11 protein-coding genes are annotated in these 13324 nt (G+C 69.2%); 4 read left to right on the top strand and 7 right to left on the bottom strand.

Annotated features, from left to right (window positions below; all coding sequences use genetic code 11):
• Nucleotides 1–2 precede the first annotated feature (2 nt).
• The 7 genes from ABZ016_RS06390 to ABZ016_RS06360 form a co-directional block, all read right to left on the bottom strand.
• Entirely contained in the window at nt 3–635 is a 633-nt protein-coding gene (locus ABZ016_RS06390; protein ID WP_356915369.1) for a hypothetical protein, read from the bottom strand.
• A gap of 110 nt (nt 636–745) precedes the next feature.
• On the bottom strand, nt 746–2335 hold the full coding sequence (locus ABZ016_RS06385) for a putative T7SS-secreted protein (protein WP_356915368.1): 1590 nt from the start codon (nt 2333–2335) through the stop codon (nt 746–748).
• 153 nt (nt 2336–2488) lie between these two features.
• Nucleotides 2489–3130, bottom strand: a complete 642-nt coding sequence (locus tag ABZ016_RS06380) for a hypothetical protein (RefSeq protein ID WP_356915367.1) — start codon at nt 3128–3130, stop codon at nt 2489–2491.
• Between the two features lie 91 nt (nt 3131–3221).
• A complete protein-coding gene (locus ABZ016_RS06375) occupies nt 3222–4307 on the bottom strand; it encodes a hypothetical protein (protein ID WP_356915366.1) in 1086 nt (361 codons plus the stop codon).
• Nucleotides 4295–4957 (bottom strand): hypothetical protein, encoded by a 663-nt coding sequence (locus ABZ016_RS06370; protein ID WP_356915365.1) that lies wholly within the window; start codon nt 4955–4957, stop codon nt 4295–4297. The genes ABZ016_RS06375 and ABZ016_RS06370 overlap by 13 nt, the downstream gene beginning before the upstream one ends.
• Nucleotides 4958–5123: 166 nt before the next feature.
• The gene (locus tag ABZ016_RS06365) at nt 5124–6194 is read right to left on the bottom strand and encodes a hypothetical protein (protein WP_356915364.1); all 1071 of its coding nucleotides are present in this window, start codon (nt 6192–6194) and stop codon (nt 5124–5126) included.
• Nucleotides 6191–6847, bottom strand: coding sequence for a hypothetical protein (locus ABZ016_RS06360; protein WP_356915363.1), 657 nt, complete (start codon nt 6845–6847; stop codon nt 6191–6193). Before ABZ016_RS06360 ends, ABZ016_RS06365 begins: the two co-directional genes overlap by 4 nt.
• Before the next feature lie 317 nt (nt 6848–7164).
• Between ABZ016_RS06360 and ABZ016_RS06355 the strand changes: the two genes are divergently transcribed.
• The 4 genes from ABZ016_RS06355 (at nt 7165) to mqnC (ending at nt 13277) form a co-directional block, all read left to right on the top strand.
• Nucleotides 7165–10164 carry a BTAD domain-containing putative transcriptional regulator gene (locus tag ABZ016_RS06355; protein ID WP_356915362.1) on the top strand — a complete coding sequence of 1000 codons (3000 nt, stop codon included), beginning with the start codon at nt 7165–7167 and terminating at the stop codon, nt 10162–10164.
• Complete coding sequence (locus ABZ016_RS06350; protein ID WP_356915361.1) at nt 10161–10889, top strand: A24 family peptidase; 729 nt, start codon at nt 10161–10163, stop codon at nt 10887–10889. The genes ABZ016_RS06355 and ABZ016_RS06350 overlap by 4 nt, the downstream gene beginning before the upstream one ends.
• Nucleotides 10890–11014: 125 nt before the next feature.
• On the top strand, nt 11015–12007 hold the full coding sequence (locus tag ABZ016_RS06345; RefSeq protein WP_356915360.1) for a CPBP family intramembrane glutamic endopeptidase: 993 nt from the start codon (nt 11015–11017) through the stop codon (nt 12005–12007).
• Between the two features lie 70 nt (nt 12008–12077).
• Nucleotides 12078–13277 carry a cyclic dehypoxanthinyl futalosine synthase gene (gene mqnC, locus ABZ016_RS06340; protein ID WP_356915359.1) on the top strand — a complete coding sequence of 400 codons (1200 nt, stop codon included), beginning with the start codon at nt 12078–12080 and terminating at the stop codon, nt 13275–13277.
• Nucleotides 13278–13324: the final 47 nt, after the last annotated feature.

Here is a 13324-nt window from a genome sequence, read left to right as displayed (position 1 = left end):
CGTCACGGGTTCTCCTCGTCCTCGAAGGTGACGGGCGTGTAGCTCGTGACGTATTCGGCGAGAAACGAGTGTGCCTCCCGCGGAATGGAAAGGGGCGCTCGGACGACGTAGTCGAGGAGCTGCTTCGGGGGGTAATAGTCCACGTACTCATAGTCGATGCCCGTCAGCTCGCTCTCTGGAGCGTAGCGATCCGCGACTCCGAGCATGGCCAGCACTGCGGGAAGGCCGTACTCGCCGATCTCGTTCCCCAGATCCACAGGAAGCCGGTACGTGATGACCTCTGCGGGGGACCGGGGTACTTCTCCGCGCCCGATACTCAAAAGGTCTTCATAACTCAGCCGGAACCAGAGGCCTGTGTGCTTGACCACCATCCACCGGTCGGACACGCCGCTTTGGAAGACGGAGCACTCAGTCCCGGAAAAGATCCGGTTCATGGCGAGACCCATACGCGTGAGAGGAGGTAGCGAACCGTCAAGGCTGTCGATTTCCTCGTGGCCGGCTTGGATCATTCGCGTGAACTCGGTGGAGAATTCGGCGCTCTTGTCCGACTCCTCGAGGCAGGAGAAGTGCAGATTGCCGTCGAGGAAGGAAGGGGACGTGGACCATGGGTCCCGAATCAGGCGGTATCCGGCCACTCCGTCGCACTGTCCAGGGATCGGCGGGGCCGGGGCTCCGCAGATCTGGCATTCGTTGATATCCGGCATGTTCGTGCGCCTGTCGGGTCGGTTCGGATGGGTGGAGACGTTCATCGTAGGCCTGAAACAGGGACGATCCCGCCCCGATCACTGATCGGCCCGCCCGGCGGGTAGGTGCCTTGGGGCAGCTCGAGCACGCCGTTGTTGTCGAAGAAGCGCACGTTCCCGTCTCGGCTGATCACAGCTTCCATGTGTGGAGTGCGCTTGTTGTCCAGGTCGCGACTCATGCTGTTCTTCATTCCGCGTGCGGCTTCCATCTCGTCGGGCGGTCCGGGGATCCGGTCTTCAGGGTGGGTGTGCACCGTGAATTTGTAACCCTCGTCCCGGAGTTCCTTGGGGATGATCGTGGTCACCTCGTCTCCCTGGAAGAGGCGCATCTCTCCGGCCGCATTCTGCACAACGGCGTGCTCGACACCATGGAACTTCTGGAGTTCGGCCATATGCGAGACGTTCACCTCGTTGGGGGTGATGTGCACCGGGCCTCTAGTAAGGTCTCGAGCCAGTTGGCGAGACTTCGGAGAGAGGGCACGGTACGGGATCGTCCCGCCGAACAGTCGGCTGGATCCCTTGAAGGGGCGGTAGATGGAGCGAAGGCCCTCTCCCGACCGGAGTTGCTGAACCTTCTTGAGGAGCCCCCCGCCGATGCCCTTCATGAAGCCGGCACCGAGTGCCTTGAGGCCCCCGGCCTTCCACAGTTTTCCGAGCTTCGCGATACTCGTGAAGCCCTTCGTGGCCGGTATGCAGTCGAGTGCTGCCCATAGGAGATCCCCCCACCCGGCTTGCCCCTTGATGACTTTTCTCATGGTGTCGGCGAGTACGACCAAGGCCGCTGCGAAGACCAGCCAGCCGAGCGGGCCGCCGATGATCATCACGATGATGCCGACGACGGTCACGACCCACTTGCAGACGGTGACGATCTCGTCCCAGTGGTCGGACACCCAGTCACCGATCTCCTCCCACCAGTGACGGTTGGGGATCCCGGCGTCGGAGGCCTCCTGCAGCTTCGTGACCGTGCGGCGGGCGGCCTCCTCACGCATCCGCTGCGCCTGGCCTGCGAGCTTCTTGGCCGCGTCGAGGGCGTTCTGCGCGGTCTGGACGTTCTGCTCGGCCGCGGTCTGACGGGCCTTGGCGTGCTGCGCGTTGCGTGTGGCGCGGCGGACGTCGGCCTCGTCCGGCTTGGGGACGTCCTTGCCGCCGTTCTTCGACGGGTCGTACGAGTCGGCCTTCTCGGTCGCCGTCCGTACCCAGTCGTTGGCGCCGGACAGTGCCGTCTGAGCGGTGGTGAGATCCGCACGAGCCTTTCGCCCGTCACGCAGTGCCTTGTCGGCCTTGTCCTGGGCGGTCTCCAGGTCCGGCCAGAAGGAAGCGAGGGCGTCACCGGCCAGGTCGTACGACTTCTTCAGCTTCCGCAGCTTCTTGGGTGCGTCGGCGAACTCCTCCGCGAACACGTCCGCCGTCTTGCCCGCCCACGAGAGGATCTCGTCCTCTTTGGCGATGCCCTTGAGATCACGCAGAGCGTCGGCGACATCGTCGGCGAAGTCGTGCAGCTCGCCGGCGAGTTTGCGGATACGTTGCGGGTCGCCCGGGGTGGGGTCGTGGTCCAGGTCGAGTATGTGCCAGTCGGTTGGCCTGTGTGTCACGCGTACTCCCCCGTAGCGCCTGCAACTTCCGCCCCAGAACGTGCTTGGAACCTACCGCACGGTCCAGTTGCGGCCTGACCCCGCCGAACGGCGTTGCCCCGCTGGGGATGAGGATGCCGTTCGAGGAAACCGCGGACGACTGCGATCTCGCCCTTACTTGGAGCACTTCCCTCGCTCGGAGTGCACCGACGAGTTCTTCCAGACGCCGTGCTCGTTCTTTGTCAGGGAGATGGAGTAGCGGACGTAAGGGTTCGTGCCGGCCGGGTTCCCCTCGACCTTGCTGGTCTTGCGGTTTTTGGTCTTCGCGTCGCTCTCGTCCGTGCAGTAGGTCAGCGAAGCTCCCTTGCCGTTCCCGACCAGGCTGACTTCAGGGTCGAAGGCGGGCAGCTTGCCGATCACGGTGACGTTCTTGTCCGTGTAGGACTTGATCCACTCCTTGGTCTGCCCGCGCACGCCCTCGGTGTCGTAGAAGGCGACGGCCTCGCTGTCGGGGTCGTTCGCGATGATCGCCGCGTAGCCGGCCCTGACCTCTTCCTTGGCGTCGTCGAGCACCGCCTGCTTGCCGGGGTTGCTGCTGGTCCAGTTCTCGAAGGTCAGCTGGAAGCTGCTCGGGATGGTGATGTCAGGACGCTTGGCGCCGGACGGGGTGGTTGACGAAGCCGACGGGTTCGAGTCTGCGTCCGCGGCCTTGATGTCGTCCGGTGACTTGTCGTCACCCCCACCGCAGGCGGTCAGCAGTAGTGCCGCTGTCGCCGTCAGCGTGGCGGCGGTGATGGGCAGAGGGCGGCGTGCCACGGTTCGTTTCCCCCGGTGTTCGGTGTGTTCGGTGGTTCGGACTGCGCGGAAGAGGTGGGCCTTGCGTCGCCGCCTCGCCTCTCTGCTCACGTCAGCGGTTGATCGACTGGATTTCCTGGACGTTCATGTCCTGCGTCGTCTCGAAGGTGCCGTCCGGCAGGTCGCCGCCGGAGCCGTCGGAGCCTTCCCAGGAGACCTGCCAGGTGACGCTGGCCGACAGCTGGTACGGAGTGCCGTCGGTCGCGCGGAGGTAGCGGATGCCGCAGGGTGGGGTCTTGTCGGCGCTGCCCTTGGTGTAGGGGGTGCCGATGGAGCCGTCGTCGTTGATCTCGCAGTCGCCGGAGGCGGGGAACACTTCGGCGTCCTCGGTGCCGGGCTCCAGGTGGAGGGCTACGGGCTTGGCGGTGGTCTCCGCCCACAGGCCCGTGTTCGGGAGCTCCGCGCGGACCTTGACGTCCTTGAAGGTGCCCTTGTCCAGCCACACCCACGTGGGCAGGTTGACCGTCGACTTGGCCTCCGGCTTCAGTTCGACCTTGGTGTCCGGGACCTTGACCTTGTCGTAGGCGTACTCGGCAAGTGTCTTCGGGGTGGGCGCGTTCGGGTCGTCCGGGATCTGGCCGGCGTCGACCCAGAACATGATGCGGCCGCAGTCCCACGAGTCCGACGCGTTGGGGTCGGGGGCGACACCGCGCCAGAAGTAGCCGTCCTTGCCGAGGTTGTAGTCCTTGTATCCTTCGGCGCTGCTGTTCCGCGCCGCCTGCAGGTCGAAGTTCTCCGCCGGCTTGCCGTCGCGGTAGTGGTCGGTCCAGAGCCCCTTGCCCCACCAGGACTCGTGGATGCCCACGTCACCACCGCTGTCGGTGTCCACGAACTTCTTCAACTGCTCCGGAGTGAAGGCGGGCTCGTACCAGCAGGCCGGAGGCTTCCAGTCGGGATCGACGGTGCCCAGGTTGCCGCCCTTGTCGTCGCCACCGCCTCCACCACTCGGGTACGTGACCTGGATATTGGAGACGGAGGCCGACAGGCCTCCCTTGCCGTCGCTTCCTCCTTGCGGAGGGGGCTTGGCCTCACCGCCGACCGGCTTGTCGGCGTAGGCCGTACCGGCGGTCCAGACGAGAGAGCCGACCGCCAGCCCCACGACCAACTGTGTACGCAGGGAAGCGGTCAGCCTCGGCATGCCTCCGCCTTCCCCTCGACGGTGACCTGCTGGGCGCGCCACACCGGGTTGCCCTTCACGGACGTCATGAGGAGGGTGAACTTCTGGTAGCTGGCCAGGCTTTCCTTGGTACGGTGGACCTTTTCGGTCTTGACTTCTTTGCCGTAGACCTTGGACTGGTCCTCACAGAACGTGACGCTGACGGTCTTGACCTTCTCCGACTCGTCGCCCGGGCTGGTCTCGGCCTGGTAGTACCGGTCCTCGCCCGTGAGCGTCCAGCCGCCGTCCACGTACTCCTTGATCTGCGAGTGCGCGTACTGGGAAGCCTGGCCGGACGAGTAGAACTGGAAGGCGGGGTCCTCCGGGTCCTGCTTGGTGATGCCGTGGGTCAGCGCGCGGATGTAGTTGGCGGCGTCATCGAGGGCCGCCGCGCTGTCCTGGTCCGACGGCTTCTCGAAGTCGAAGACCAGATCCAGGTCCTTCGGCACACTCACATCGGGCCGGTCGACGTCGGTCGACGCCGAGGCGGAGGCCGACGGGCTGCTCGACGCGTCGCCCGCGCCCTTGATGTCGCCCGACGACGCGTCATCGCTCCCGCCACAGGCGGTCAGAAACAGTGCTGCCGCCGCGACGAAGGCAGTGGCAGTGGTGTTCAGTGCGCGGCGGGCCACAGTCGATCTCCCCCGTAGTTTCGATGTACGCGACAGGGAACGAAGCTATCAGCGGTGCCTCGCCGACCCATGAGAGGCAGTGGTGGATTGTGTGGGGAAGGTGAGGAGTGTGACGTGGCGGTTGCGAACACGGTCGGCGCTGGTCCACTGACCCCCACGGGGCGTCTCAGCGGTTGATCGACTGGATTTCCTGGACGTTCATGTCCTGCGTCGTCTCGAAGGTGCCGTCGGGGAGGTCGCCGCCCGTGCCGTTCGAGCCCTGCCAGGTGATCTGCCAGGTGATGCCGGCGGAGAGCTGGTAGGGGGTGCCGTCGGTGGCGTGGAGGTAGCGGATGCCGCAGGGTGGGGTCTTGTCGGCGCTGCCCTTGATGTAGGGGGTGCCGATGCTGCCGTCGTCGTTGATCTCGCAGTCGCCGGAGGCGGGGAACACTTCGGCGTCCTCGGTGCCCGGATCCAGGTGGAGGGCGACCGGCTTGGCCGTCGTCTCCGCCCACAGGTCCGTGTTCGGGAGCTCCGCGCGGACCTTGACGTCCTTGAAGGTGCCCTTGTCCAGCCAGACCCATGTGGGCAGGTTGACCGTCGACTTTGCCTCCGGCTTCAGTTCGACCTTGGTGTCCGGGACCTTGACCTTGTCGTAGGCGTAGTCGGCGAGGGTCTCGGCGGTGGGGGCGTTCGGCACTTCGGGGATCTCGCCGGCGTCCTGCCAGAACATGACGCGTTCGCAGTCGTACGAGTCCTGGTCGCGGGCCACTCCGCGCCAGAAGTAGCCGTCCTTGCCGAGGTTGTAGTTCTTGTAGCCCTTGCGGGTGACCAGGGACTCGTCCTCGTAGTTGTAGGCGTCCTTGCCGTCCCGGTAGTGGTCCGTCCACAGCTTCTGGCCGCCCCAGGAGGCATGGGGGCTGACTTGTCCGAGCGCGTCGCCGGACTCCGAGAACTTCTTGAGCTGCTCCGGTGTCATGACGGGCTCGTACCAGCAGGGCGGGGGTTCCCAGGTCACGTCCGTCGACGAGAGGGTGCCCTGCTTCCCGCCCGTGGAGCCGCCCTCCTGGGTGACCCTGATCCTGGAGACGGCGGCTGACACTTCCTGGTTGTTCGCGCCGCCCGATGGAGGGGGAGTCGAGGGCGCGGTGGTGTCTCCCGTGGGCGCGTCGGCGTGAGCGGTGCCGCCGGTCCACAGCACCGCGGCCGCGCCCATGGTGGCGCCCCAGCCCGCTGCCCGCCGTGCGGATGACGTCATCGGCACTGCTTCGCCTTCCCGACGACCTCGACGTTGCCGGTCTTCCAGACCTGCGAGGAGCCGGACGGGGGGATCATGAGCAGCTTCCACGACTGGTAACTGTCCAGGCTCTCCTCGGTGTGGAGGACCTTCTTGGACTTGATCTCCCTGCCGTAGAACTTGGCCTGGTTCCGGCAGAACGAGACGAGGAGACTCTTGCTGTCCTTCAGGGGAGTGATGTCCTCGTCGTAGTACTTGTCCGTCCCGGTGACGGTCCATCCGCCCCTGACCCAGGACTCGATCTGCGACTTGGCGTACTGCGAGGCCTGAGCGCCGGAGTAGAACCGGTACGCCGGATCCTCCGGATCCTGCTCGGCGATGCCGTGCTTCAGCGCGCGGATGTAGTTCTCGGCGTCGCCGAGCGCCGCCGCCTGCTTGGTGTCGGACGGCTCGTCGAAGTCGAAGACCAGCTTCAGGTCCTTCGGGACGCTGACGTCCGGGCGGTCGGCCGCGGCGGGGCCGGAGGCGGACGCGGACGGGCTCTTCGGCCCCGCGTCCGCGCCCTTGATGTCGTCCTGCGACGTGTCGTCGCCGCTCCCGCCACACGCGGTGAGCAGAAGGGCCGCCGTCGCTGCGAAGGCGGCGGCTGTGGTGGTCAGGGCGCGGTGGGCCACGGCGTCTCCCCCGAAGTTCGGCGTGTGCAACAGGGAACGAAGCTATCAGGGGCGGGAGTTGGCCCCTCGAGTGAACATGGTTGATTGTGTGGGGGGCGTGAGGAGTGTGCGTAGCGCTCGCGAAGGGAGTGACCCTGGTGAGCGGTCTCGCCAGTGGGCGCGCGTGGCTACGGGGGCAAATCGGACGTCACCGGGGTCACTTCCGTCCAGCCTTCGACGACCTCAAAAAGAGTCCATAAGATCTCTGTAGGCTCAGCACACCTCTCCGCTCACAGCCCGCCTCACGGCACTCCACACACGACCCCAGGACACCCGCCATGCCACGACGCCGCACCTCAAGCTCGTCAAGCTCGACGGGAAGTACGACGGGAACGGGAAGTACGACGGGAACCACGGCTCCGAGGAACCGGACGCCGCAGCCGGTGCGGATCCGGCGGCGGTCGTTCGGGGACTTCGTCAAGGCGTTCTTCGCGTTCGTCGCGCTGGCCGTGCTGCTCGTCGGCGTGCCGGGCGCACTGGCCACGCAGATCGGGTGGCCGCTGCCGAACGGCGTGCCCAGCCTCGACTGGCTGCAGCAAGAGATCACCGTCCACACGTTCCTGAACATCCTCACCGTCGTCGTGTGGCTCGCGTGGGCCCAGTTCACCGCCTGCGTGCTCGTGGAGATGAAGGCCGCGCTGTCCGGCGTCGGGGTGCCGGGGCGGGTGCCGGGGGCCGGGCCCAGTCAGCTGCTCGCCCGGCAGCTCGTCGCGGCGCTGCTGCTCGTCGGCGCCACCGCCGCCAGCTTCACGCCCGGGTTGTCGCAGCTCGGGCAGAGCGGCTACGACGCCAACCAGAGGCCCACCGTCGCCGCGGCCCAGCAGACGCCGGGTCTCTTCGCCCAGCAGCAGGAGCAGGCCGCCGGTGCCGCGTCCGCCCTCGCCGAGCAGGCCTCGCACGCCGCCGCCCACGCCGAAGCCGGCGGCAGCACCGCCAAGCAGGGCGACACGAAGTACTACCGGATCCAGCCGCCCGAGGGACGTCACCATGACTCCCTGTGGGAGATAGCGGACCGGCACCTCGGTGACGGGCGCCGCTACAAGGAGATCTTCGAGCTCAACAAGGACCGCATCCAGCCGGACGGCTCCAAGCTCTCCGAGGCCAGTCTCATCCGGCCCGGGTGGATCATGGAGATGCCGGGCGACGCCCGCGGCGGCGAGCTCGTCGAGATGCCCGACGAGGCGCCCGATGTCTCGCCGGACGTGCAGCAGCAGATCTCCGACTACGCCCAGACCGGCGATCACGCCCAGGGCGGCGGGGGCCACCAGCAGGCCGGCGGCGGACACCAGCAGACCGGTGGCGGTGCCGCCCAGGTGTCCCTCCCGGACCAGCAGCGGCCCGACGGCTCCGGCCACCAGCAGGCCACCGGCGTCGACGCCGAGTCCGGCAGCTCCTTCGGCCTCCCCGAAGCCCTCCTCGCCGCCCCGCTGCTCGCCGCCGGTCTCCTCGGCGCCCTGGGACGCCGGCGCCGGCAGGCGCTGTGGCAGTCGGCGTTCGGGTCGGTCGGCGGGCGGCGCGGTATGGAGCCGCCCACGCCGACCGGCGACGCCCAGGACGTCCAGGACGCGCTGCTCGTCGGCGCCGACCCCGAGGGCGTACGGCTGCTCGACCGGTCCCTGCGTGGTCTCGCCGCCTCCCTCGCCGAGGAGTCGCGGGCCCTGCCGGTCGTGTACGCCGCCTGGCTGAGCAACGGCGACCTGCACCTCCAGCTCGCCCAGCCCGCCGGGAAGCCGCCCGCCCCCTGGCAGCAGGGTCAGGACCAGACCTTCTGGATGCTGGCCCGCACGGACGCCGAGCGCTACGAGGACGTCGACACGGCCGCGCCCTACCCGGGGCTCGTCAGCCTCGGCACCATGGACGACTCGCGGCTGCTGCTCAACCTGGAGGCGGTGCCCGGCATCGTCTCGCTCTCCGGCCGGGAGGCCGACCGGGCCGCCGTCTTCGCGTCCGTCGCCGCCGAGTTGGCGACCAACGGCTGGTCCGACCGCATGACCATCACGCTCGTCGGCTTCGGGGAGGACCTCACCCCGCTCGCGCCGAACCGGATCCGGCACCTCGAGGACATCGAGGCGCTCGTCGAGACCATGGAGGCCGAGACGCGGCAGCGGCGCGGGGCGCTCGGTGCCGCCGGGCACGACTCCGTCCTCACCGGCCGTACCGGGCCCGCCCAGCACACCCGCTGGGCCCCGCACCTGGTCCTGCTCGCCGCCCAGCCGTCCGCCGAGGACGCCGTGAAGCTCGCCGAACTCGCCGCCGACGCGGGCCGGCTCGGCATCGGCTACCTCGTCGGCACCGAGACCGGCGACCTGCCGGGCGCCGCCTGGGAGATGGAGATCACCGGCCAGGGCAAGCTGCTCGCGCCGCTCCTCGGGCTCGAACTCGACGCCCAGCTGCTGCCCGCCACCCAACAGCGCGCCGTGGTGGAGCTGTTCGTCGAGGCCGACCCCGAGCGCGAGACCGACGGGCCCGCGACCACCCCGCCGTTCCTCGTCGACATCAGCGAGCAGGGCCGGCCGGCCGTCTACGCCCGGCTCGTCGGGCCGTACGAGATCATCGGGCTCGACACCCCGGACGGGGAGCGCAGCGCGCTGCTCCACGAGGCGCTCGCCCTGCTGCTTTTGCACCGCGAGGGCGTGCACCCGCGTGTGCTGTCCTCCGCGCTGTGGCCGCGCGGCGTCACCGACGACGTACGGGACGCGCTGCTGGACCGGCTGCGCGACTGGCTCGGCGCCGACCCCGACGGCACGCCCCGCCTCGGCCGGGACGGCACCGGGCGGCTCACCCTCGCCAAGTCCGTCGTCTCCGACCTGGACGTGCTGCGGTCCCTCTACCACGAGGCCACGCAGGGCAGTGGGGCCGGCAGCCGGGCCGTGCGCGGGCGGCTGCTCACCGACGCGCTCGTGCTGGTGCGCGGGCCGCTGCTCGCCGACCGGCCCGAGGGCCGCTACCGGTGGCTCGGCCACGAGATCGTCGACGCCCAGCTGCCGCTGCTCGTCGCGGACACCGGGCTCGCGCTGTGCGAGTTCCACATGGAGAAGAACCGGGCGGAGAAGGCCATCGAGGCCCTCAACGCCGCGCTGCGGACGGCCCCGACCGACGAGCGGCTCTGGCACGAGCTGCTGCGCGCCACCCACGCCACCGGTGACACGGACCGGCTGACCGGGCTCGCCACCGACCTCATCGGCCGCAGCGGGGCCCGTGGCCTGCCGCCGCGCACCGAGGCGCTGCTCGACGAGCTGCTGCCGACCTGGCGCGACGCGATCGCCGCGGTGGGATGAACACCGGGCTGCTCGTTCTCGCCGCCGCGCTGTGGGGTGCGGCGGCGGGTGCGTTCCTGCCGCGTGCCGCCTACCGGTTCTCGGCTCCCGCGGGGGAGCCTTGGCACGGGCGGTGCCCCGACGGCCATGCCCTCAAGGGCTGGCTGGGGCGCGCCGCGTGCCCGGAGTGCGAGGGGGGCGGAGACGGGCCGCGTACGGCACCCCTGCTGATCGCCACGGCCCTCGTCTGCGCCGCCCTCGCCGCCGCCACCGGCACCCGCCCCGAGCTCGGCGTCTGGCTGCTGCTCGCGCCCGTCGGGGTCCTGCTCACGGTCGTCGACTTCCGCGTACGGCGCCTGCCCGACCCGCTCACCCTCCCCTTCGCCGGGGCCGCACTCGCCCTGCTCGGCCTCACCGCACTCGTGCCCGAGCACGCCGGGCACTGGACGACCGCCCTGCTCGGCTCCCTCGCCCTGGGCGGCGGCTACTTCGTCCTGTTCCTCATCAACCCCGCGGGCATGGGCTTCGGCGACGTCAAACTCGCCCTGGGCACAGGGGCGGTACTGGGCTGGTACGGCTGGCCGACGGTGATGCTCGGCACCTTCGCCGGTTTCCTGCTGGGCGCGCTGTACGGAGGCGCCCTCGTCGTCGCACGGCGGGCCTCACGCAAGACGGCGATCGCGTTCGGCCCGTTCCTGATCGCCGGGGCGTTCCTGGGGCTCCTCGTGGGCGCGTACACGGCCTGATCCCGGGGTGGCGGGCCCGCTCATCGGAGCCCCGGTCCGTGGCGGGGGATCGCCCCTGGGGCTGAATCCGTACTCATGCTGGGGACGGACGTCCGGGGTCCACCCCGGTTGTCATGATGCTGATCATGACGACCGCGTTCCCGCCCGCCGCCCCCACCGGCGTCCCCTACCACCGCCTGGACCGCACCACGGGCCGTCATCGCTGGTGGCGGCCCGTGGTCGGATTTCTGCTGTTCTTCGGCGCCTACCTCGTGCTGCTCCTCGTGCTGCTCGTCGGTGCCGAGGTTCTCGGGATGGTGGCCGATCTGCCGGAGACAGCTGACGGTGACGTCGACTTGGGACCTCTCGGCAGCACGGCCATGGATCTGGTGTCCATCGCCCTGGCCCTGCCGCTGGTGCTGTTGGTCGTGCTGTGGCCGGGGCGGCGGTCCGTCGGGACCGTGTCGTCGGTCACCGGGCGGTTGCGGGCCGGCTGGCTGGGGCGGTGTCTGCTGGCCGCCATGCCGCCCATCGCCCTGCTGACGGTGACCGCCTTCTTCCTGCCGGGCACCGGTGAGTCCGACGTGTGGGTGGGCTGGCGTTCCTTCCTCGTCTCCCTGGCCGTGCTGACTCTCCTCGTCCCGCTCCAGGCCGCGGCCGAGGAGTACGTCTTCCGGGGGTGGCTGACCCAGGCGGTCGGTGCCTTCGTGCGCTCGCCCTGGTTCGCCGTGCTCCCGCAGGCCGTGCTGTTCGCCGCCGCCCACGGCTGGGGCACCCGGTGGGGCTTCATCGGTCTGATGGTCTCCGGGGTCGTGTCGGGGCTGCTGACGATCCGCACGGGCGGGCTGGAAGCGGCCATAGCCCTGCACGTGATGAACAACCTGCTCGCCTTCGGTGTCTCCGCGGCGGTCGTCGACGGCCTGTCCTCCGACGAGACGGCGGCCGACGCGCCCTGGCAGCTGGCCCTCGCCGCCATGGTCACGGACCTGCTCTACGCGGCGATCGTGCTGTGGCTCGCCCGGCGCCGCGCGCCGCAGCGTCTCTCGGCCCCGGTGATGCCGCCGCACCCCCCGTACCCGTACCCCCCATACCCGCAGCCCCCGTACCCGCCCGCCTCCGACCCCGCCCGCACGGCCTGACGTCCGGGCCCACCAGCCCCTGGCGTACGCTGGGCTGGTCCGTCCACAACCCTTACGAAAGGGACGCCCGGTGACCGAGAAGGCCGACCTTCAGCCCATCCTCGACCGCGCAGCCGCCGGTGGGCGGATCACCCCCGACGAGGCACTCGTGCTGTACCGGGACGCCCCGCTGCACGCGCTGGGCGCCGCCGCCGACGCCGTTCGCCGCCGCAGGTACGCGGGCACCGAGCACATCGCGACGTACATCATCGAGCGCAACATCAACTACACGAACGTCTGCGTCACGGCGTGCCGGTTCTGCGCCTTCTACGCCGCCCCGAAGGACACCGACAAGGGCTGGACCCGCGATCTGGACGACATCCTGCGCCGGTGCGCCGAGACCGTCGAGCTGGGCGGCACGCAGATCATGTTCCAGGGCGGGCACCACCCGGACTACGGCGTCGAGTACTACGAGAAGCACTTCTCCGCCATCAAGCAGGCCTTCCCGCAGCTGGTCATCCACAGCCTGGGGGCGTCCGAGGTCGAGCACATGGCCCGCATCTCGAAGGTGTCGGTCGAGGAGGCCATCCGGCGCATCCACGCCGCCGGGCTCGACTCCTTCGCCGGCGCCGGTGCCGAACTGCTGCCGGAGCGGCCCCGCAAGGCCATCGCCCCGCTCAAGGAGTCCGGCGAGCGCTGGCTGGAGATCATGGAGATCGCGCACGGCCTGGGCGTGGAGTCCACCTCGACCATGCTGATGGGCACCGGCGAGACCAACGCCGAGCGCATCGAGCACCTGCGGATGATCCGGGACGTCCAGGACCGCACGGGTGGCTTCCGCGCCTTCATCCCGTACACCTACCAGCCCGAGAACAACCACCTGAAGGGCCGGACGCAGGCGACCCTCTTCGAATACCTGCGGATGATCGCGATCGCCCGCCTCTTCATGGACAACATCGCCCACATCCAGGGCTCGTGGCTGACCACGGGCAAGGAGATCGGGCAGCTCTCCCTGCACTACGGCGCCGACGACCTCGGCTCGATCATGCTGGAGGAGAACGTCGTCTCCTCCGCCGGCGCCAAGCACCGGTCCAACCGGATGGAGATCATCGACCTGATCCGGAAGGCCGGGCGGGTGCCCGCGCAGCGGTCGACCACCTACGAGCACCTCGTCGTCCACGACGACCCGGCGAACGATCCCGTCGACGACCGCGTGGCCTCGCACATCTCGTCCACGGCCATCGAGGGCGGCACGGCTCACCCCGAGCTGAAGCTGCTCGCCCCCAACTGAGCCGCACCGGCTGACCCGTCCCACCGATTCACCCTCAACCGATCGGC

The sequence above is a fragment of the Streptomyces sp. NPDC006372 genome, from assembly GCF_040612515.1.
Taxonomy (GTDB): domain Bacteria; phylum Actinomycetota; class Actinomycetes; order Streptomycetales; family Streptomycetaceae; genus Streptomyces.
This window is presented reverse-complemented; position numbering and strand designations above follow the sequence as displayed.